At 37.3% G+C, this 19,681-nt stretch carries 23 protein-coding genes; 8 read left to right on the top strand and 15 right to left on the bottom strand.

Annotated features, from left to right (window positions below):
• Positions 1-11 precede the first annotated feature (11 nt).
• Positions 12-416 carry a hypothetical protein gene (locus CXF85_RS21595; RefSeq protein WP_232771312.1) on the bottom strand — a complete coding sequence of 135 codons (405 nt, stop codon included), beginning with the start codon at positions 414-416 and terminating at the stop codon, positions 12-14.
• Positions 417-1,317: 901 nt separating this feature from the next.
• On the opposite strand from CXF85_RS21595, the gene CXF85_RS23020 reads away from it, so the two are divergent.
• From CXF85_RS23020 to CXF85_RS21580, 4 genes are all read left to right on the top strand, one after another.
• Positions 1,318-1,554, top strand: coding sequence for a hypothetical protein (locus tag CXF85_RS23020; protein WP_198555733.1), 237 nt, complete (start codon positions 1,318-1,320; stop codon positions 1,552-1,554).
• Positions 1,503-2,906, top strand: a complete 1,404-nt coding sequence (locus CXF85_RS23015) for a YadA C-terminal domain-containing protein (RefSeq protein ID WP_198555732.1) — start codon at positions 1,503-1,505, stop codon at positions 2,904-2,906. Before CXF85_RS23020 ends, CXF85_RS23015 begins: the two co-directional genes overlap by 52 nt.
• An 88-nt stretch (positions 2,907-2,994) precedes the next feature.
• Positions 2,995-3,195 carry a carbon storage regulator CsrA gene (csrA, locus tag CXF85_RS21585; RefSeq protein ID WP_101230718.1) on the top strand — a complete coding sequence of 67 codons (201 nt, stop codon included), beginning with the start codon at positions 2,995-2,997 and terminating at the stop codon, positions 3,193-3,195.
• Between the two features lie 448 nt (positions 3,196-3,643).
• Complete coding sequence (locus tag CXF85_RS21580; protein WP_101230717.1) at positions 3,644-4,105, top strand: hypothetical protein; 462 nt, start codon at positions 3,644-3,646, stop codon at positions 4,103-4,105.
• A 282-nt stretch (positions 4,106-4,387) separates the two neighbouring features.
• Here CXF85_RS21580 and CXF85_RS21575 read toward each other — a convergent pair whose 3' ends face one another.
• The 3 genes from CXF85_RS21575 to CXF85_RS21565 are packed head-to-tail and all read right to left on the bottom strand — an operon-like array spanning position 4,388 to position 6,190.
• Positions 4,388-5,434: a recombinase family protein gene (locus CXF85_RS21575; protein WP_101230716.1), complete on the bottom strand. Its 1,047-nt coding sequence runs from the start codon at positions 5,432-5,434 to the stop codon at positions 4,388-4,390.
• A gap of 43 nt (positions 5,435-5,477) precedes the next feature.
• Positions 5,478-5,852, bottom strand: a complete 375-nt coding sequence (locus CXF85_RS21570; RefSeq protein ID WP_101230715.1) for a hypothetical protein — start codon at positions 5,850-5,852, stop codon at positions 5,478-5,480.
• Between the two features lie 41 nt (positions 5,853-5,893).
• Positions 5,894-6,190 (bottom strand): hypothetical protein, encoded by a 297-nt coding sequence (locus CXF85_RS21565; protein WP_101230714.1) that lies wholly within the window; start codon positions 6,188-6,190, stop codon positions 5,894-5,896.
• Positions 6,191-6,630: 440 nt separating this feature from the next.
• On the opposite strand from CXF85_RS21565, the gene asnS reads away from it, so the two are divergent.
• On the top strand, positions 6,631-8,049 hold the full coding sequence (gene asnS / locus CXF85_RS21560) for an asparagine--tRNA ligase (protein WP_101230713.1): 1,419 nt from the start codon (positions 6,631-6,633) through the stop codon (positions 8,047-8,049).
• A 94-nt stretch (positions 8,050-8,143) separates the two neighbouring features.
• Here asnS and CXF85_RS21555 read toward each other — a convergent pair whose 3' ends face one another.
• Entirely contained in the window at positions 8,144-8,740 is a 597-nt protein-coding gene (locus tag CXF85_RS21555) for a nitroreductase family protein (RefSeq protein WP_101230712.1), read from the bottom strand.
• Between the two features lie 519 nt (positions 8,741-9,259).
• Between CXF85_RS21555 and CXF85_RS21550 the strand changes: the two genes are divergently transcribed.
• The gene (locus tag CXF85_RS21550; protein ID WP_101230711.1) at positions 9,260-10,156 is read left to right on the top strand and encodes a DMT family transporter; all 897 of its coding nucleotides are present in this window, start codon (positions 9,260-9,262) and stop codon (positions 10,154-10,156) included.
• Between the two features lie 76 nt (positions 10,157-10,232).
• Here the strand turns inward: CXF85_RS21550 and CXF85_RS21545 are convergent, their stop codons facing one another.
• Complete coding sequence (locus CXF85_RS21545; protein ID WP_101230710.1) at positions 10,233-10,931, bottom strand: HvfX family Cu-binding RiPP maturation protein; 699 nt, start codon at positions 10,929-10,931, stop codon at positions 10,233-10,235.
• Positions 10,932-11,157: 226 nt separating this feature from the next.
• On the opposite strand from CXF85_RS21545, the gene sppA reads away from it, so the two are divergent.
• The gene (gene sppA / locus CXF85_RS21540; RefSeq protein WP_101230709.1) at positions 11,158-13,065 is read left to right on the top strand and encodes a signal peptide peptidase SppA; all 1,908 of its coding nucleotides are present in this window, start codon (positions 11,158-11,160) and stop codon (positions 13,063-13,065) included.
• Between the two features lie 272 nt (positions 13,066-13,337).
• Positions 13,338-14,351, top strand: coding sequence for an asparaginase (gene ansA, locus CXF85_RS21535; protein WP_101230708.1), 1,014 nt, complete (start codon positions 13,338-13,340; stop codon positions 14,349-14,351).
• A gap of 119 nt (positions 14,352-14,470) precedes the next feature.
• On the opposite strand, the gene minE is transcribed toward ansA, so the two are convergent.
• The 9 genes from minE to CXF85_RS21490 all read right to left on the bottom strand — a co-directional run bounded on the left by minE (position 14,471) and on the right by CXF85_RS21490 (position 19,616).
• Positions 14,471-14,749, bottom strand: a complete 279-nt coding sequence (gene minE / locus CXF85_RS21530; RefSeq protein ID WP_101230707.1) for a cell division topological specificity factor MinE — start codon at positions 14,747-14,749, stop codon at positions 14,471-14,473.
• Position 14,750: 1 nt separating this feature from the next.
• Positions 14,751-15,560 carry a septum site-determining protein MinD gene (gene minD, locus CXF85_RS21525; protein ID WP_101230706.1) on the bottom strand — a complete coding sequence of 270 codons (810 nt, stop codon included), beginning with the start codon at positions 15,558-15,560 and terminating at the stop codon, positions 14,751-14,753.
• A 28-nt stretch (positions 15,561-15,588) separates the two neighbouring features.
• Complete coding sequence (minC, locus tag CXF85_RS21520; protein WP_101230705.1) at positions 15,589-16,308, bottom strand: septum site-determining protein MinC; 720 nt, start codon at positions 16,306-16,308, stop codon at positions 15,589-15,591.
• A 266-nt stretch (positions 16,309-16,574) separates the two neighbouring features.
• Positions 16,575-16,871 carry a cell division protein ZapA gene (locus tag CXF85_RS21515; protein WP_101230704.1) on the bottom strand — a complete coding sequence of 99 codons (297 nt, stop codon included), beginning with the start codon at positions 16,869-16,871 and terminating at the stop codon, positions 16,575-16,577.
• Entirely contained in the window at positions 16,871-17,101 is a 231-nt protein-coding gene (locus CXF85_RS21510) for a DUF904 domain-containing protein (RefSeq protein WP_101230703.1), read from the bottom strand. Before CXF85_RS21510 ends, CXF85_RS21515 begins: the two co-directional genes overlap by 1 nt.
• Before the next feature lie 205 nt (positions 17,102-17,306).
• Positions 17,307-17,513: a hypothetical protein gene (locus CXF85_RS21505; RefSeq protein WP_101230702.1), complete on the bottom strand. Its 207-nt coding sequence runs from the start codon at positions 17,511-17,513 to the stop codon at positions 17,307-17,309.
• A 22-nt stretch (positions 17,514-17,535) separates the two neighbouring features.
• Complete coding sequence (locus CXF85_RS21500; RefSeq protein WP_101230701.1) at positions 17,536-17,793, bottom strand: hypothetical protein; 258 nt, start codon at positions 17,791-17,793, stop codon at positions 17,536-17,538.
• A 55-nt stretch (positions 17,794-17,848) separates the two neighbouring features.
• Entirely contained in the window at positions 17,849-18,154 is a 306-nt protein-coding gene (locus tag CXF85_RS21495) for a putative signal transducing protein (protein WP_101230700.1), read from the bottom strand.
• A 352-nt stretch (positions 18,155-18,506) separates the two neighbouring features.
• Complete coding sequence (locus CXF85_RS21490; protein WP_101230699.1) at positions 18,507-19,616, bottom strand: FAD-dependent monooxygenase; 1,110 nt, start codon at positions 19,614-19,616, stop codon at positions 18,507-18,509.
• Between the last annotated feature and the right edge of the window lie 65 nt (positions 19,617-19,681).

Below are 19,681 nucleotides of genomic sequence, written 5' to 3'. Positions count from 1 at the left end.
CTAAATGTCGCTTATTGTGCCTTGACTAGTATATACACTAGCCAAAACAGATTAACGCCCAATAAGAACATCAAATTAAAGTGGGGATTATCATTACGGCGGCGACTGCGGTATTTGTCTGTAATGAGAGCTAAATAACTGCCCAATGCACTTAGCCATAACAGAATATAGAGATACCCAGTTAATGGGGTTAACCAAAATTGGCGAATTTCAACGTCATAATACCGTAACACCCCATAATCTTTATCAGGCGCAGCATAATAAGACATCACTAGCGCGATTAAAAAAAGCAACCAACTCGTTACAGCCAGTGATGTTTGAATATAACGCCAAACATCACTAGTTTTTCTCCGCTCGACTCTTCGCTGTCCCTTATTATGTTGTTCACTCTGTTGTGTCATTACCGTCGTTTTCATCCATTTCAAGGTTATTTATTGCTATTGGACGCTATTTGTCATTTTTCAGTGCAATTAAGCATTGCATTTACGCCTTGTCACGGTAACATATCATCCATTTTTAGCATATTAGTGGTGAGATTAAATTTATCTGCACGTTTTACGTGAATGGGATCGAATTTTTCACTGGCTATAAAGCAATTTTCAATCAATTTCATAAGAATAAGAGGTCATTAAATGTCGGTTATATCAATTACTGATGTTATTGATTAGTTAGTACCTAACATAAATGATGCTAATTCATTATTCACACTATTTCCTGTAAGCTAAAAACTCTATTTCTATACCCCATTGTATTGTCCTAGTACCTCCCCTACAAGTTAAAATACTGCAATACCATCGCTAAGTACTGGGTATTTCAAGCTTATATTCAATCTAATTATGTGAGCTTCTATGGGGTCTACATTTCATGGGGTGAAGATACCTGAGCTAGATTGATAAAAACAAAGCTGCTAATTAGCTAAGAGAATGAACTCCACTAGAGTAGCTCAAACCTCTTCCCTTGAACGAACATTCCTGATCAACAAATTATTACAAAACCTTACTAATCATTACCAAAACACCATAGATTAATACCGTACATCGTACGATAATAGTCTCATTGAAATTCAGGGGGTTATCTTGAGCATTGAGAAAAACAAGGGAGCTACAACTTTAAGCCTAGATGGTAGCGAGTTTATCCAGTTATCTGATTTCAGTAAGACGGACTTGTTTCAAGCCGCGCAGATAAAAATCAGAAAGGGCATACGATTCTCATCATCCACTAGGATACAAAGAATCGTCAAGGTCTATTCAGAAAAAATTTCGTACGTCTAGATATCGTACATCGTACATAAAATTTAATTAATTAGGAAATATCCCAATGAACTTTAGAAAATCAATCGTAGCATTAACTGTATTAGCTTCTTTAAACGTAGCGGCAGAAGATGGAATACCTACTCCAATCCTTGAACCAGGTGAGCGTCTTAAGTTCTCTACTGACGTTAAAGTATCGGCTTTTAACAAAGCAATGGAAAATAATGGCAGTAATTCATTCAGAAAGACCCTATGTCTGGTGAATGGACATTATATCAAGAAGGTACAGCTCCAGTTGAGTTAAATGAAGGCAACCAAAAGCAATTTAAAGATGCACTAGGTAAAGCTATCAATGATAACCGCGAACACAGCGTTAACCCTATTGATCCAGGCTTTGGTATTGACCCTATCGACCCTGGCTTTGGTATTGACCCAATTCTTGGGGAAGATGGAATACCTACTCCAATCCTTGAACCAGGTGAGCGTCTTAAGTTCTCTACTGACGTTAAAGTATCGGCTTTTAACAAAGCAATGGAAAATAATGGCAGTAATTCATTCATTCAGAAAGACCCTATGTCTGGTGAATGGACATTATATCAAGAAGGTACAGCTCCAGTTGAGTTAAATGAAGGCAACCAAAAGCAATTTAAAGATGCACTAGGTAAAGCTATCAATGATAACCGTGAACACAGCGTTAACCCTATCGACCCAGGCTTTGGTATTGACCCAATTGATGTGATTGTTAAGCCAGTTCCAGATGCAACTAATGATCAGAAAGCAGCAGCTTTTAATTCATTCATGGCACGCCAAGGTAAAGATGCTGAAATATACGAGAATGCTAACGGTGATTACATCATTACATTTAAAGATGGCCAAGGTAATGAGCATGCACGTCAACTAACTGAGTCTGAGGTTAATGAACGTAAAGCGAATATAGCGAATCAAATAAAGTCTAAACTACCTAACGTTAGTCCTATCGACCCAGGCTTTGGTATTGACCCAATTGAGGTGGTATTACCACCTGCGGAACCAGCTCCTGAAGTTCCTACTCGTGGTCAATGGGTAGCTGAAAAGAAAGCAGAAATAAAAGAGAAATTAGGTAATAAATTACCTACTCCTCCTACTGGTGGTTTACCTCCTGTTGTTGGCGCTCCTGACTGGATTGCTGAAAAGAAAGCTGAAATACGTGACAAGTTCGCAAGCAACATCCCAACTGAACCACGTCATGATAACGGTGATACAGCTAAAGAACGTATGGCTGAGTTCAAAAACCAAGGCTCAGCTAAGTTAGCTGCACGTATTGAAGAAGCTAAAAACAGTAACCAGAAAGATACTAACCCAGTAATTCCTGCTCCTGAGTTTAACTTCAACGACCAGTACCAAGATATGCTAACTGCTGAGATTGAAGAGTTAGACACTAAAATGGACTCTGTAATGGCTTCTACACATGCTATTAACAATGCTCGTCCATTCTTATCAGGTGCTGGTAAAACGTCTATTGGTTTAGGTATGGGTTACGCTGGTGATGAAGGCGCTGTAGCTGTAGGTATTGCACACGCCTTTACTGAAAGCTGGTCAGCATCAATGACAATGAACGTAACTACTGGTGATCACTCTGAAGTATCTTCAGGTGCTGGTGTTCAGTTCCAGTTCTAAGTAAAAGTAAAAGTAAAAGTAAAAAGGTGGTGGACATTCGTTCACCACCGACACATTTTAAATACCTAGAAAAACTTAAGGAAGTCTCATGCTTATCTTAACTAGAAAAGTAGGCGAAACATTAATGATTGGTGATGATGTCACCATTACTGTGTTAGGTGTAAAAGGTAGCCAAGTTCGTATAGGTATAAACGCACCTAACGATATAGCTGTCCATCGTGAAGAGATATTTAATAAAATTCAGACAGAGCTTAATAAATCAAGTGATAATGTTGAGGGTGATGGCTAATTTAGCGCTGCAATAGTCGCACTCAGTATTTATCCCTTCTTCCAATCTCTAGTATTTCTACACTCCTTCACTTTACTAACAAGCTCATCATTCATATTCTTGCAGAATAAGTATCAAATAAACTCCGTTAAATTCATTAGCTATTACACTCGCCATTATCTTGCCAAATAGTTAATAGCATATTGCGTAAACACAAACACTTTCGGATAAACATCAACTAATTATATATCTTGCTTTAGCACTACAAGTTGGTCATGTAAATTGTATTTGAACAGTTTTTTAATATCTGTGTTTCAAATTGTCAACGCTTAAACTTATGCTAACAATATGCTGTTATAGTGCTATGTTACATAAAGAGCTTAAGTGCTTTTTAGTATTGTTTTTAAAATTTTTTCTTGTTTTTAAGGTTCATTAAAATTGTGTATAATAGGCTTCAACAGGAGTATAAATGCCAAGAATTACAAATAAAGAATATGAGGAACGAAGAGAAGTATTGAACGATATAATACTTCAAATGTTTTTTGATAAAGGCTGGGACTATTTGACTTACGGTACTATAGCGGAGGCATCAGGTTTTAGACGTTCAACTATACAAGGTTACTTCAAGACAAGTAATGATTTTTCTAAAGCACTGGCTGGCAAAGTATTTCCGTACATACTAAGCAAGTTGTCGTTAGATAGTAGAGCAGAGTTCGTTAAGTCATGGGATACATCGATAGATGATGATAAATTCAGGTACATAATAACAATGTTAATACGAACAGCTACCGATGATACTAAAGTAAGCCCTTTAGCCGTAGCAGGACTTAATAGGTTAATTGCTTTGATCACTTCTAAACTTGGTGATGATGCATACCAAGACTTAGAGATATTGCTAGGTAGAACTGTATTGAAACTAGCTAATAGATAGACTTTGTAGTTATTAAATATTTAGTTTCATAATACTGGCATGATGGGTCTTCTCATGAATAGTCGTCGTTAGCTTTGGCTATATCATGACGACATCAACTAACAGTTTTTTTGGATATATAACCGAATCGAATTCCACACTAGACATTCACCTATCCATTATATATATAGCGCTTCAAAGCTATATTATCTATTATATTTTACTTAAACTAATCATTGCTTGGTCTAATGATGTATATGCCGAATACGATGTATTCATATAGTTATAAGGCCTGAAGTAACTTTAATTCACAACCACTGCAGCAGCTTGTTCATTAATGTACCTGTATAGTGTTGCTACACCAACGCAAGCAGCCTTTTCAGCGGCTTCTTTTGACAAATCCTTATCGATATACTCAAGTGCCTTAATACACTTATCAATAGTCTTCTGGGACCGTACACGACCTTTATATTTACCTTCTGCTTTAGCTGTGGCTATACCAATTTGTTGCTTTTCTAACAGCTGCTCACGCTGCATCGTTGCAACGGCTGCTAGTGTTGTTAATATCATGTCAGCATCTTTATCAATCTTATAGAATTGCTGCTCTCCAAGTACCTGCCTGTAATGAAGTATTTTACTTATACTAGCCTCGTACCATCTTAAAGCCTTACTCGTGAATGGCTTTATCTTGCGCTTGTTTAATTCAGCTTCTATTTGTCCGAATGATGAACCAGTGGCTCTCAGATTGAACATTAGACGCACTGCTTCGACGTTATCTGGTACTAGTTCGAAGTTCATTCTATCTTTAGATAGCTTTAACCAAGCTGGCGATCTACCTGAGTATTTCTCGCCACCAGCAGCGACAACTTTCTTCTTTTGTAATGAAAAATTGATGCGTTCGCTTTTCTGTTGACTCTCCAAGTTACCAAGATAAAGACCAACCGCTACGATTAAAGAACCAGTGGAGTCATTTTCATCATCATGTTTTAGAATTATTCCGAAGCGAACTAAAGCAATATCAATACCGCATTCCATTATTCGATCAAATATTCTCTGACCTTTCTTGATACCTAACCTAGATAAGCGATCGGGACTCTCAATCACAAGTAATGACCCTTTAGGTATATCACCTCGCTCTGCCGCTTTAATAAAGCTCCCAAGTCCCGCATTTTCTTCTAAATTAGCACCGGAAAAACCACTTGCGGCATCTGTAAATACATCATTAGCAATGATGTATTCAGGGTAATTTTTTAAGAATGTCTTAGCATTGTCGATTTGCCGAGTAATCCCCTCACCTTGTTCTGACTGAGTTACGGTACTTACTCTCGAATAAAGATAGGCTTTTTTCATAAAGGGTACTTATTGGGAAATATAATAATACGAATATTGATGTTTAAAGCCTATATTCAGCTAATGCATCACGTAACCATTTAGGGGTGTTCGCAATTGACCATCCTTTTGTAAAATCATATCTACTAGCCATTAAGTCCCATAAGATACCATGAGGAACAAAGTAGATAGTTCCATCTGATTCAATCCAAGTGATGATCAATTCTTTACTATACTTTTGCTCACATGTGACCCTACTTTTAAGTTGAACTTGTAGCACTCCCTGAGAACCAACTGCAATGAAGTCAGCTCCTAAGTAGTCATTGTTTAACCAACTACACTCGAAACCAAAACCTACCAACCTAGCGTTAATTTGAGCGAAGTTGTAATTCTCTTTTTGCTTACTGTTCATGTCGCTGTAACTGACTTCATTAAACATTTGGACTTCCTATCGTTTATTACTTTCGGTAATACAATAACTTAATCAGATAAGATGCTATTAGTAAGAATAGTTAAGGCATCTTTTATTGTAGCTTCTGCTGAATTAAATCTACGCTGAATAATTGTTTTCTTAGCCACATGGTTGTACAACTCAACTTTAAAATCGGAATTGGTTTTACCTGAAAAAAACACGAGAGTATCATTCCCTAAGTCGACCCTGAAAACTACACCAAGCTCACTATGCTCAACATTAAACAAATTAACTATTCCATTGCTACCACTTCTAATAGAGAAGTGTTCTAACTCATCTAGTAACATAATTGATCTGGTCAACATATTAATTTCATGTATATCAAAATCTTCATTTACACTTTTTATAAGTGAATTTTGTATTGTAAGCGTATCAACATTAGATGATGTTCCAAATTGTAAGAACTATGTGTAAAGATGTTTTAAAAGGACAGCGTCAACAGTGTTAACACTGTAATAAATTTATGACTGTCCTGACTCCCATTTGAAAAACTCCGCGTCAGTAAACGAAAATATCTATTACCAACTTAGAATATAGTTTTATACTAATTTCCCCCCTCAAAATAGTTTTTACTATCTGTAAATACATCATAAGCAATGATATACTCCGAACAACTTTTTAAGAATGTCTTTACGTTTTCGATTTGTCGAGTAATCCCCTCGCTTTGTTCTGTCTGTATTACAGAACTACCCCTCGAATATAAATAGGCTTTTTCATAACTAACACCTTTGGAAAATATAAGAATATGACAACAAAAGATTTAGGTAGTAAGCCATCAATCACTGATGTATTAGCAGGTAACTTCCCTGTTAATGAGAGCATTACCATCCACGGTTGGATCAGAACACGTCGTGATTCGAAAGCTGGCATTTCATTTTTAGCATTACATGACGGTTCATGTTTTGATGCTATTCAAGCCATTGTGCCTAGTGAATTAGAAAATTATGAAAGCGATGTGCTTAAACTGACCACTGGCTGTTCAGTAAAAGTAACAGGTGTTTTAGTTGAATCTCCTGGTAAAGGTCAAGCATTTGAAGTGCAAGCAACTGAAGTAGAAGTTTTAGGCTTTGTTGAAGACCCTGATACTTACCCAATGGCTGCTAAGCGTCACAGTATAGAATTTTTACGCGAGCAAGCACATCTACGTCCACGTACCAATATTGGTGGTGCAGTAACTCGTGTTCGTAACTGTTTAGCGCAAGCAGTACACAGATTCCTACACAGTAAAGGTTATTTCTGGATCGCCACACCACTTATTACAGGTAGTGATTGTGAAGGCGCTGGCGAGATGTTCCGTGTTAGTACCTTAGATATGGAAAACTTACCACGTAACGATGAAGGCAAAGTTGATTACAACCAAGACTTCTTTGGTAAAGAGACCTTCCTAACCGTATCAGGCCAGTTAAACGTAGAGACTTATTGTAACGCGTTATCTAAAGTTTATACTTTCGGACCGACTTTTAGAGCAGAAAATTCTAATACTACTCGTCACTTAGCTGAATTTTGGATGGTAGAGCCTGAAATCGCTTTTGCTGACTTATCAGATGCAGCTGACTTAGCCGAAGAGATGCTTAAGTATGTCTTTAAAGCTGTTTTAGACGAACGTGCTGATGATATGGCTTTCTTCCAACAACGCGTAGATAAAACAGTAATCGACCGTTTGAACTCAGTAATTGAGACTGACTTCGTTCGCCTTGATTACACTGACGCTATTACAATTTTAGAAAACTGCGGCAAGAAATTTGAAAACCAAGTTTCTTGGGGTGTAGATTTAAACTCTGAGCATGAACGTTATTTAGCTGAAGAGCATTTTAACGGTCCAGTAGTTTTACAAAACTACCCTAAAGATATTAAGTCTTTCTACATGCGTTTAAATGACGACGGTAAAACTGTTGCAGCTATGGATATTTTAGCACCAGGTATTGGTGAGATTATTGGTGGTAGCCAACGTGAAGAACGTCTTGACGTATTAGACAGCCGCTTAGAAGAAATGGGCTTAGATATTGCAGATTACGGTTGGTATAGAGATTTACGTCGCTATGGCACAGTGCCTCATTCTGGTTTCGGTTTAGGTTTTGAACGTTTAGTAGCGTATGCAACAGGCATGCAAAACGTACGTGACGTAATACCATTCCCAAGAACTCCAAATAACGCAGCGTTCTAATTAAGCATGTATTGCTAAAAGGTTAGACACAAAAAAGGCGATGTTATATCGCCTTTTTTATTGCCTGTGATTTAACACTTACACCACGATATTATCATTTCCAATAAGTAACTTTATCTTGATAATCTTTCGCTGGTTTAATATTGATAACTTTCGTCGGCGTGCCTATATACAAAAACCCGGCGATATCATTACCCTCTCCGATACCCAAACCAAGTTTAACCGTTTCATTGTACGCCAAAGTACCCGTACGCCACATAGCGCCATAGCCTAATGAAAATGCAGCCATTTGCATTGCCTGTGCACAACAAGCTGCAGCAACAAGTTGTTCTTGCTGTGGTACTTTATTATGTTCAACATAATCGGATGAAATGACGATAATCATCGGCGCTCTAAATGGCATTTTAGCCACTTTAGCAATTTTTTCATTTAAGGCATGCTCATCTATACTCATACCTTCTATCAACCCAGCCATACTGGATAAATCCTCAGTAGTCGCCTCAACATACAGATCACTTAAACGCTGTAAGCCTTGTCCTGTGATAACATGGAAATGCCATGGTTTTAAACCGCCATGATCGGGAACTCGCATGCCTGCGGATAATAAAGTACTAAGGTCTTCAGTATTAGGCGCGGGATCAGTTAAAACTGGCGTTGACTGTCGTTGTAATAATAATTCAATAGCGTCCATAAAAGACTCCTAACAAGTGGTAATCACTAATTTTTAGCATTAAGGTAACTTTTGTACACGCTTATCTCAATATAATATTTAAAAAATTAAAATTTATTGTTAAGAGGATGTCTATAACTACTTGACTTCATTTTGATCAACCGCCAATATAAAACGTAACTAAACTGTACAATCTATTTATACAAAAACTATAAAGAACATATAAACAATGCAAAGCACCTTACTGACCATAATTAATATTCGAAACCTAAACACGGTAGTTAATAGCTATCAAGTTGTGGTCAATCGACTGTGGCTAGTTAAGCGCCTGATAAATTGGCCACCGTATGCGGAGCATTGAAAACAGTACAGTTAATCTAATGATTAATTAGTTAAATTCTAAAGCCGCAGAAATCACCTCTTGCGGCTTTTTTGTTCCCATTATTACCTGACAAAAAACTGCAACTATCTGCCTTACTTTAAAATGACTTTAAAACTGAAAATTACACATAAATTTTAAACGTAAACAAGGAGAGTAAAATGTCAGTGTCAATTGCCTATTTGGCGGTACTATTAATATGGTCTACCACCCCATTGGGTATAGTGTGGAGTAGCGAATCAATTAACCCGAGTTTAGCAGTATTACTTAGAATGCTTATTGCCCTAGTCTTGGGGGCACTCGTGATTAAACTACGAAAGATAAATATTCCATGGCACAAGCAGGCATTAACCTTGTACACCTATTCAGCATTAGGAATTTTTGGTGGCATGCTTTGCTCTTATCTCGCGGCGACATATTTGTCATCGGGTATTATTTCACTGGTATTTGGTTTATCACCGGTGATTTCAGCGCTGTTAGCAAAGCGAATATTAGCAGAGCCCAACATCAGCAGCATTCGTAAAGTTTCAATGGCTATATCACTGGTTGGTTTAGCCGTAGTCTGTTCTGATAATTTTAGCTTGGCGGATGATGGTATTTACGGGATAGTATTTATCTTGTTGGCGGTATTCTTCTTTAGCTTGAGCGGCGTATTGGTTAAAAGTATTTCATTAGCTATTCATCCGTTAGCGACAACAGTGGGTGCTTTAACCGTTGCGACACCTTTATTTTTAATGAGCTGGTTAATACTAGATGGCACTTTACCGGTTGATACGTGGCAAGCAAAGTCTCTTTGGGCAACACTCTATTTAGGTGTCTTTGGTTCTTTGATTGGTTTTTATGCCTACTTTACCGTATTGCAAAAATTATCAGCGAGCAATGTTACCTTGATTACTTTGATTACTCCGGTTATTGCCCTGACGTTGGGTGCGGTGTTAAATGGTGAGGTAATTAATGACAAACTGATAATAGGTGCGTTTATGGTGTTGCTAGGCTTGAGTATTTATCATTTTGGTCATTTACTTCCGCGATTAAAAAAGAAACATATGACAAATTAATAGTATTAAAAAAGCTGAACAGATTAAATTTCTGTTCAGCTTTTTAGTTGTTTAGTCTAAAAAAGATAATATAGAATTAACTAAATCGTTTCTTTACGATTAAAAATCGCCTTGCTATAAAATAGTCAACACTAGTAAATCGCCCTGCTCCAATAAAGAATAGCGCGAGTAACATAATAAAGTAGGTTGTTGAAAATTCTATACCGTTGTTTAACACCACAATATTACCCTTTTCATAAAGCCATTCGGTATCACCATTCTCTGCTAATATCTCGCGCATTTTTTCAAGTCGTATTGCAGTTGCTTTGCTGTTCTCTAAACTCGCTTGTGCACTATCAATACCTACCCAAGTAGCAACTTTAGCTGCGCTAATATCACTATTCGTTGGCGTGATCGCAAACCAGCCATTATCCGCGTGAACCGATGTAGCGGCAATGACCATAGTAAACATAAGTGGGATACTAATTAAGCGAGTAAGTGCGCCAACTAATAATAACCAACCGCCGAAGAATTCAACCAGAATAACTAAGTTAGCCAGTAATGCTGGAAATGGTAAACCTAAGCCCCAATCACTATTACCAAACCAAGCAATGATATTAGGATCCGCCATTATGGCACTAAAACCGGTAACGTCTTCATTGAGTAATTGGGTTTTACTAAAACCAGCCATAATAAATACTGGCGCAAGGTATAGTCTTAATAATAAGGCGGGAATTCCGTCATAGTTTTTAAGCTGTGCTAAAAAGCATTGGTAGTAATGCTGTAGTGTTTGCATAGTGGTTGTCTTATGAAATAAATAATACGATTAATAATAAGAACGTCTAAAGCTCAATATTATTTCAAAACATCATTAAAATAATAGTGAAAGTATTAGAGATTGTCTTAAAAAATCCTCCTGCCATAAATAGTTACAATCTAGCTAAGGCTGATGTTAAGTTTTGGTAAACATTAAGGTAGTATAGACCTGAGATTTTTTAATTAAACCTATTTAAGATAAAACTATGAATAATAATCCAGGCATTATAAAACGGTTCTTTTCCTCACTATGGCGTGTATTAAATTTTACCCGCTCATTAGTGGTAAACCTAGTATTTTTTATACTGTTATTCGCATTCATTGGCGTCTTATCAAGTAGTGAAGAGCAATTACAAGTTCCCGATAAAACAGCCTTAATATTAAACCTTGTTGGTGACGTTGTAGAACAAAAACGTGAAGTTGACCCTATGCAGGCTTTTTTATCAGAAGCGATGGAACAACGAGATGATAAGCCGGAAGTTTTACTTACCGAAATTGTTGATGTTATTGGAAAAGCCAAAAATGATGATCGGGTAGAAATATTAGTTCTACAACTACAAGGCTTGAATAAAACAGGCTTAACTAAGTTGCAAGATATTGCCGCTGCGATAGAAGACTTTAAAGCGTCGGGCAAACAAGTTATTGCCCTTGGTGACCAATTTTCCCAAGACCAATATTACTTAGCAAGTACAGCCAACAATATTTGGTTAAACCCACAAGGGTTTATGTTACTTGATGGTTATGGCCGTTATCAAATGTACTTCAAGTCAGCACTAGAAAAATTATCCATCAATCAGCATATTTTCCGTGTCGGTACATTTAAGTCTGCGGTTGAACCGTTTATTCGTGATGACATGTCTGATGCCGCTAAAGAAGCTAACGCACTTTGGTTAGCAGACTTATGGATGCAATATAAAGAAGACGTGGCTCAACGTCGCGGTTTTGGCGTAGAGAATTTTGATGAGAATATTGATGTGTTAGTGACTAAGTTTAGCGCAGCTGAGAGTAGCTTTGCTAAATATGCACTGAACAATAACTGGGTTGACCAATTAAAATCACGCCAAGAAATGCGTGCTGAATTGATTGATTTAGTAGGAAAGAATAAAAAAGGTAATAGCTATAGTCATATTGGTTACCAAGATTACATCGCTGCAACCAGCTCAGCTTTAGATGAAACGACTGAAATATCGAACAGCACTAGTGATAAAGTTGCCATTATTGTAGCTAAAGGTACTATTTTAGATGGTACGCAGAAGCCTGGTACTATTGGTGGTGACAGTACGGCTAATTTACTGCGTAAAGCACGAAATAATGATGATGTTAAAGCGGTAGTATTACGTGTTGATAGCCCTGGTGGCAGCGCCTACGCCTCAGAAATAATTCGTCAAGAAGTTGAATTACTGAAAAAAGCAGGTAAACCGGTTGTTGCTTCAATGGGCACTTATGCTGCGTCAGGTGGTTATTGGATTTCCGCCCCAGCAGATAAAATATACGCTGCACCATCTACCATCACAGGTTCAATCGGTATTTTTGGTATGATGATGACTTTTGAAGATTCATTAAGCAAAATGGGTGTATATACTGATGGTGTTGGTACGACCGATATTGCTGGTTTTGGTCCAACTCAAGCGCTTACCCCTGGTATGGCGAATCTGTTCCAATTATCGATAAACAGAGGTTACCAAGAGTTTATTCAATTAGTGGCTAGTAATCGTAATATGACCCTAGAGCAAGTTGATGCAATAGCTCAAGGACGTGTATGGTCAGGTAAAAAAGCAAAAGAGCTGGGTTTAGTTGATGAGCTAGGTAATTTAACGGATGCAGTAGTAGCCGCAGCAGAGTTAGCAAAACTAGATCACTACGACACTTTACTGATTGAAAAAGAGCAGTCTTCACGCAATAAAATAATGCAGCAATTACTTGGTAAGACATCGTCATTGGTAAGCTTATTCACCACTAGTCCAGAACATCTAGGTATTGATTTAGCCACTAATGCGGTAAATAACAAACCGTTATCACAGTTCCTTACCCTGATGAAAGCTGAATTAGATCAAATGAACCAGTTTAATGACCCTCAAGGCCGTTATACATTATGTGTTGCTTGCGGTAACTAACACCAACGTTAGGTTCAACTAAAAAGTACGACACTAAGTTCACTATTACATAGTGTTAATATAAAGGGGTAGTTAAGAAATTAACTGCCTCTTTTTTTATATAAAACATAACTATATTGTGATTCTTATTGCTCCTAGCCCTCACCTCAAATATTTATCACCGTTTAGCGAATTCATCCACTAGTGCTATAGCAACTTTCCTGCTTGCTGAGATATAATGCCGTTCATATATATTACCGAATACCTTTCGAAATAAATAAGTAGTTAAAGTTATGTTGAAAAAAAGAATTTACGTTGCTTACACTGGCGGTACCATTGGTATGATGCAAAGCACTCAAGGCTTTGTACCCGCTAAAGGCCACTTGACTGAATCTATCAATGCCCTACCTGAATTTCATCGTAGTGAAATGCCTGACTTCACCATCAGTGAGTATCAGCCTTTAATAGATTCATCAAACATGACACCCAGTGATTGGCAGCGCATCGCTGATGATATTAAAGCTAATTACGATGACTATGATGGCTTTGTCGTTTTGCATGGTACCGATACCATGGCGTATACCAGCTCAGCATTATCTTTTATGTTCGAAAATTTAAGTAAACCTGTCATTGTAACGGGTTCACAAATTCCCTTGAGTCAACTACGCTCTGATGGCCAAGTGAATGTACTCAACGCTTTATACATTGCAGCTAATTATCCAATAAGTGAAGTAAGTTTATTTTTCAATAACAAACTCTATCGTGGTAACCGTTGTATTAAAGCTTATGCCGATGGTTTTAATGCTTTTGACTCACCTAATATGCCGGTATTACTTGAAGCGGGTATCAATATTCAGTTAGTGGCAGGTACGCTCGCAAACTCAGAAGATGAGGTTGAACCGTTACAACTCTCAACTATTACTCCGCAGCCTGTTGGCGTGGTTCACCTATACCCAGGTATCAGCAGTGACGTTATTGAGAATGTCATCAAACAACCTGTAAAAGCACTTATTCTACGCAGCTATGGCGTTGGTAATGCGCCACAAGATGAGGCATTACTCTCTTGTTTACGAAAAGCAAAAGAACAAGGTATTGTGGTGGTCAACTGTAGTCAATGTATTAAAGGCACCGTTAACATGTCTGGTTATGCTACAGGCAATGCGTTAAGTGAAACGGGTGTGATCAGTGGCCATGATATGACCTTAGAAGCGGCATTAACAAAGCTACATTACTTGTTAAGTAAAAACTTGAGCTATGATGAAATGTGCCAACAAATGGATATAAGCTTACGTGGCGAACTTACCTAAGCATTCATTTGATTGTAGCTAAGTAAATAACAAAACGACGTATGAAAACAGCTGTTTACATACGTCGTTATATTTGAATTTACTTTCTAGTATTTAAAAGCGATTGATAGAGAAAAACCCTAGTCAGTGCTGTGCTCGTCGTGTAATTCAATATTAAGCTCTAACACGTTTAAGTCACCATCTTTCTTATCAAGATTTATCGAAAAACTTTCATCAGAGACTTTAATGTATTTACGCAATACCTGAAGAATATCTTCAGTAAGTTGCGGTAAATAATCAGGCTGTTTATTTCTACTGTTACGCTCATGGGCAACGATAATTTGCAGACGTTCTTTGGCCTTAGATGCCGTTGTTACTTGCTTTTCTTTTTTACGGGTAAAATAATCTAATAGTGCCATGTTATCCTCCAAACATACGACTGAAAATGCCTTTTTTCTCGGCAACTAAGAATCTAAAATCAACCGTTTCACCTAAAAGGCGGTCAACCACATCTTGGTAGGCTTTACCTGCATCACTTTCAGTATCTAAAATGACGGGTTCACCGGCATTAGATGCTTTAAGCACGGCTTGTGATTCAGGAATAACACCTAATAAAGGTATAGAAAGAATATCTTCAACATCTTCAACACTAAGCATTTCACCTTCTTCAACACGTTTAGGTGAATAACGGGTTAATAGTAAATGTTCTTTGATTGGATCTAGACCAAGTTCAGCTCTACGTGAGCGACTTGCTAACATACCTAAAATTCGATCAGAATCACGGACTGATGATACTTCTGGATTGGTCGTTACTATTGCTTCATCAGCGTAATAAAGAGCCATCATAGCGCCCGCTTCAATACCTGCAGGAGAATCACAAATAATATAGTCATAAAGTTTGCCAAGATCTTCTAGCACTTTACCTACATTCTCTTTATTTAACGCATCTTTATCACGTGTTTGAGAAGCGGGTAAAATAGATAAACTGCTAACACGTTTATCTTTAATGAGCGCTTGATTCAAGGTTGCTTCACCATTGATTACATTTACGAAATCGTAAACAACGCGTCGTTCACAACCCATGATTAAATCCAGATTACGTAGGCCTATATCAAAGTCAATTAAGACAACTTTATTACCCTTTAACGCCAAACCAAGACCAATCGCAGCACTTGATGTCGTTTTACCCACACCACCCTTGCCTGATGTAACCACTATTATCCGTGCCATAGACCGAATATCCTTTATATGTTAATAATTAAATGAGTTTTGATGACGTTAGTTCACTGTCAGTCAAATGAATATATACAGGTGAGCCCCAGTGTTGTTCCATTGACTCACTTAGCCAATAATTACCATTAATAGAGACCAATTCAGCCTCTAATTTTTGACAATATATTTGTGCTTTATGATGACCTTGTGCGCCTGCTATCGCTCTACCACGTAAAGAGCCATAGACATGAATATTTCCATCAGCAATGACTTCAGCACCTGCTGAAACTGAGCCGATTATCACTAGATTTTGATCTTTAGCATAAACTTGCTGACCAGAGCGAATTTGTCCTCGGTGGACTTTATCTGTGTATAAGGGACTTTGAGGTGCTTCGACTATTTTTTCAGTCTTTGCTGTTACGACCTCTTCTACTATGGCCGCTTTTTGTGAGGTATTAACTTTCGTTGTATTTACAAAAGAAAAACCGAGATCGCGAATAAGCTTGCGTTGTTCTTTAGTCACAGAGCCGGTAAAACCAACGAAGGTGAAATTAAGTTCTTCAATTAATGTCTTTATCGCTTGATAATCAATTGAGCAATCGAGTTTTTCAATATTAACCACGATAGGAACAAGGTAAAAAAAGTCGGGAGCTTGAGCTACTTTGTTTACTAGATCGGCACGGATATCTGCCAAGTCTGATGTTTTCAAATGTAAAACAGATAGGGTAAAGCTTGTACCTTTAAATTCAATGCTGGCATCAGCCATAATGAAGATTTTCCTAAATAAGACAACGCAATGTATCTAGCTATAATTTACCTAAAGATGATCTAGCTAAAAGCTGATCTACCTAAAAATAATCGACTGAAACATAATATACCTAAAAATAATGCACTTAGACATAAAATTTCCAGTATTACTCATATCTTATTAACGGACAATAATAATACTGAAAAAATAAATGCGTTTATATAACCACTCCAGCTGAATATTTACTCAGCAAGTGGAACGGCTATAAAACCAAACGAACAAATTTATTGTTCCGTATGGTATAAGGCGCTTTTTAATGTCGAAATTAAAGCATTTTGCCCGTGCTGAGAGTGCTTAAGTTTATTGTTTGCCATTAATAGTGAATAACTCAAATTAATTGATGCAACCAATAAAGCACGCTCACTGTTAACGGCACCTTTTTGTTTCTTAATGTCAGCACACATAACGGCGAGGCTGTTAGCTGCTTGATTTAAATCCTCTGCTTGTTCAGCTGAGCAAGAAAACTGATGTTGCTTGCCCATAATTTCAATGCTGATACCTTTAGAGTCTTCAGCAATCATTAATTAACCTCTTCTACACTTTGTAATTTGCCTAAAAGGCTGGTTAATACATTGTTCGTTTGTTTTTGCTTTTCTTCACCGTCAAGTGCTTCAAGTTGCAACGTTTCATTTTCATCAATAAGCAATGATTTTTGTTGCTCAAGTTCTACAACTTGACTTTTAAGCTGGTTATTTTTTGCAATGATATCTTCAATCAGTTGTTCGAGTTGAGGGAGAGTATTTTCTAACATAAGGCGCTCTTTTTAACTGTAGTAAATTTAAGGCGCAAATTTAATCTAAAGTGAGACAGAATGCTACTATTTAGTACGATTATCGTCGTAATTTATGTAACAATTAGCAACGACAGAAAGGATTTGACAATAAAGTTCAAAAAACGCACTTTTATGTTAAAAATTAACCAATTAAAATTAAACCTTATGAAAAAGATAAAATGGGCTAAATCTTTATGAAATACGGTATTGCTACTAAAATAACACCAACAATAAGTAAGATCGCTACGCTAGACATAAAATATGGGAATACAAAAAGTAAGAGCCCTATACAAAAAGGTACGATCGCTTTTTGTTTTCTTCCATAGACAAAATAGCCCATGCCTATACCACCAAATAAAACACTCCAAACCATTATTGATGCACTATCCATTTAGACATCCTCCTGTTTTAAGCTATTTCTTTTTAGGTACCGCAAAGTTCGCATAAATGGTTGTCACTACCCCTGCAATAAGAGACAGCATAGCAACACCAAACATGGCATTATTTTGAGATTCAAACGCTAAAAGATAAATACCTAAGGCAACAAAGCTCAAACCACCAAGAACAAAGACTTTTGGATGTGATGTTATCAGCCCAGATGACTGAATACTCTTTACTGATTTAGATTTAACATGTGAAGAGGCTTTTCTTTTGTGCTTATTTGTCGGCATCACCAACTCCTTGATTATTTATATTTGTTATTTATACTCGTCACTATTGACCCTGTTATGAATTTCCACGCTGACAATTCCAGCATATTTCAAAAGATGCGTCATTTGTCTCTGAACAATTTTTGCATGTCCAATCCACCGCTTGAATAACTGCTTGAGATGATTTAACTATTTCTACTGCGTGATCAAAGTCTGAATCGTCGAAAACCCAAAGCTCAGGCCAGGAATCAAAAGCAGATATTTCTCCTATAGCTCCCTGTGCGAATTCATTTTTAATAAATACCTTTATGTCTTGTGCCTCAATGATATTTTTTACATTGTTGACAAGAAAGTGACTTTCGTTGCTATAAAACATCTTCATGATTGAGTACTCTTAACAACAAATTACCGATCACACTTAGTAATGTCTGTTCCATGATACTGTGGGATATTAACTATTGTTAATATCCCACAGTATCAAATAATTATAAACAATGAAATTGGTAATAATTGACTGGTCTGTCACTAGGTATGTTTGAACTTATTGTTTAGCTCATAAATGATAGGTAAGTCTTAATCCATAAGTTCGCGGTGAGCCAACGGTAACCGTGAGTTGTTGTGGCGCACCGTCTACTTCGTGAACGTGGTTTAGGTATAACTTTCGGATAAACATTTGAGTTAAGTACCTTAATATTCGACAGAAATATAGGGTACTCAGTTTATGTTGATTTCATTTATAATCCCTTCATCCAGAACTGGCTTAACTGTTCAGCGGAAATTCTTAAAACAGAGGGATGAGGCTCAGAATAGTCTCCAAAAATTCTCTTTGCTAACTGTCGTCCAGCAACTTGAGTCATCGAAGTTTTCACAATACGCTGATGATAAAAATCTGTAAGCATGTTATCTAACTCACCTTTTATTTCAAAATTTCGGACAAGATGCCAAGCATCTTCCAATGCTTGGCACGCTCCCTGCCCAGAAGTGGGTAAAGGTGCATGGGCTGCATCTCCAATAATTAAAACATTGCCTTGATGCCAATAGGGCAAAGGTTCAATATCATGTACAAAAATACGATTTAGCGACGATTTTTCATAACAATTAAGTACATTTTTTACTGGTGCTGGCCAGTTCATAAAACGCTGATGCATCTCGTTGTACCAGGCAGATAAGGGCCGCTCTTTATCAATACCACTACTCCATCCGCCAGCCCAAAAACATAATCCGTCCTTAATTGGCACAATGCCAAATCGCTCGCCTGAACTACGATAATCATGAATGGTACCCTCTAAAATATTTTCATTAAGCTGACTAATACCAAGAATATTTATGAAACCCTGATAACAAGGTTGCACCTTCTGTGGGTATAATGTCTGACGTACGACTGAGTTCATTCTTCCATCGGCACCTACCACCAGAATGCACTCTTGTTTTAATCCCTCAATATCTTGTTCTGTTATCGAACAATTAAAATGTATTTCAACACCCAGGTTGTATAACGCTCTAGCCAGTATGTTCATAAGATCACGACGTAATATTGTCACACTGGAGAAACCACTCAATGTATTAGCTTCTTCAATATTAAGCTCGCCTTGCTGAACACCATATTGATCAAATTGACGCATATCACTAGGCATCCCGCCCATATGTTTTATCTCTTTTTCCAAGCCCATCTGTTGCAGAACAAAAATGGCATTAGGCCATAGGGTTACACCTGCGCCAATAGACGAGATCTTACTATCACGCTCATATATACTCACCTGATAGCCCTTTTGTGTTGCAAGTATCGCCAGTGCTAATCCTGCAACGCCTGCACCGACAATCGCAATTCTATTGTTATTTTTCATCTAACCTACCTCGTTAATAAAATTATCTAGCCATTATTACAAATCCACAATTTAGGATAAATAAG

It is taken from the genome of Colwellia sp. 75C3 (genome assembly GCF_002836255.1).
Lineage (GTDB): Bacteria > Pseudomonadota > Gammaproteobacteria > Enterobacterales > Alteromonadaceae > Colwellia.
This window is presented reverse-complemented; position numbering and strand designations above follow the sequence as displayed.

Coding starts and splice junctions, on each gene's coding strand:
- CXF85_RS21595 (WP_232771312.1), bottom strand. CDS start 416: ATGAAAACGACGGTAATGACACAACAGAGTGAACAACATAATAAGGGA.
- CXF85_RS23020 (WP_198555733.1), top strand. CDS start 1,318: ATGAACTTTAGAAAATCAATCGTAGCATTAACTGTATTAGCTTCTTTA.
- CXF85_RS23015 (WP_198555732.1), top strand. CDS start 1,503: ATGTCTGGTGAATGGACATTATATCAAGAAGGTACAGCTCCAGTTGAG.
- csrA (WP_101230718.1), top strand. CDS start 2,995: ATGCTTATCTTAACTAGAAAAGTAGGCGAAACATTAATGATTGGTGAT.
- CXF85_RS21580 (WP_101230717.1), top strand. CDS start 3,644: ATGCCAAGAATTACAAATAAAGAATATGAGGAACGAAGAGAAGTATTG.
- CXF85_RS21575 (WP_101230716.1), bottom strand. CDS start 5,434: ATGAAAAAAGCCTATCTTTATTCGAGAGTAAGTACCGTAACTCAGTCA.
- CXF85_RS21570 (WP_101230715.1), bottom strand. CDS start 5,852: ATGTTTAATGAAGTCAGTTACAGCGACATGAACAGTAAGCAAAAAGAG.
- CXF85_RS21565 (WP_101230714.1), bottom strand. CDS start 6,190: ATGTTGACCAGATCAATTATGTTACTAGATGAGTTAGAACACTTCTCT.
- asnS (WP_101230713.1), top strand. CDS start 6,631: ATGACAACAAAAGATTTAGGTAGTAAGCCATCAATCACTGATGTATTA.
- CXF85_RS21555 (WP_101230712.1), bottom strand. CDS start 8,740: ATGGACGCTATTGAATTATTATTACAACGACAGTCAACGCCAGTTTTA.
- CXF85_RS21550 (WP_101230711.1), top strand. CDS start 9,260: ATGTCAGTGTCAATTGCCTATTTGGCGGTACTATTAATATGGTCTACC.
- CXF85_RS21545 (WP_101230710.1), bottom strand. CDS start 10,931: ATGCAAACACTACAGCATTACTACCAATGCTTTTTAGCACAGCTTAAA.
- sppA (WP_101230709.1), top strand. CDS start 11,158: ATGAATAATAATCCAGGCATTATAAAACGGTTCTTTTCCTCACTATGG.
- ansA (WP_101230708.1), top strand. CDS start 13,338: ATGTTGAAAAAAAGAATTTACGTTGCTTACACTGGCGGTACCATTGGT.
- minE (WP_101230707.1), bottom strand. CDS start 14,749: ATGGCACTATTAGATTATTTTACCCGTAAAAAAGAAAAGCAAGTAACA.
- minD (WP_101230706.1), bottom strand. CDS start 15,560: ATGGCACGGATAATAGTGGTTACATCAGGCAAGGGTGGTGTGGGTAAA.
- minC (WP_101230705.1), bottom strand. CDS start 16,308: ATGGCTGATGCCAGCATTGAATTTAAAGGTACAAGCTTTACCCTATCT.
- CXF85_RS21515 (WP_101230704.1), bottom strand. CDS start 16,871: ATGATTGCTGAAGACTCTAAAGGTATCAGCATTGAAATTATGGGCAAG.
- CXF85_RS21510 (WP_101230703.1), bottom strand. CDS start 17,101: ATGTTAGAAAATACTCTCCCTCAACTCGAACAACTGATTGAAGATATC.
- CXF85_RS21505 (WP_101230702.1), bottom strand. CDS start 17,513: ATGGATAGTGCATCAATAATGGTTTGGAGTGTTTTATTTGGTGGTATA.
- CXF85_RS21500 (WP_101230701.1), bottom strand. CDS start 17,793: ATGCCGACAAATAAGCACAAAAGAAAAGCCTCTTCACATGTTAAATCT.
- CXF85_RS21495 (WP_101230700.1), bottom strand. CDS start 18,154: ATGAAGATGTTTTATAGCAACGAAAGTCACTTTCTTGTCAACAATGTA.
- CXF85_RS21490 (WP_101230699.1), bottom strand. CDS start 19,616: ATGAAAAATAACAATAGAATTGCGATTGTCGGTGCAGGCGTTGCAGGA.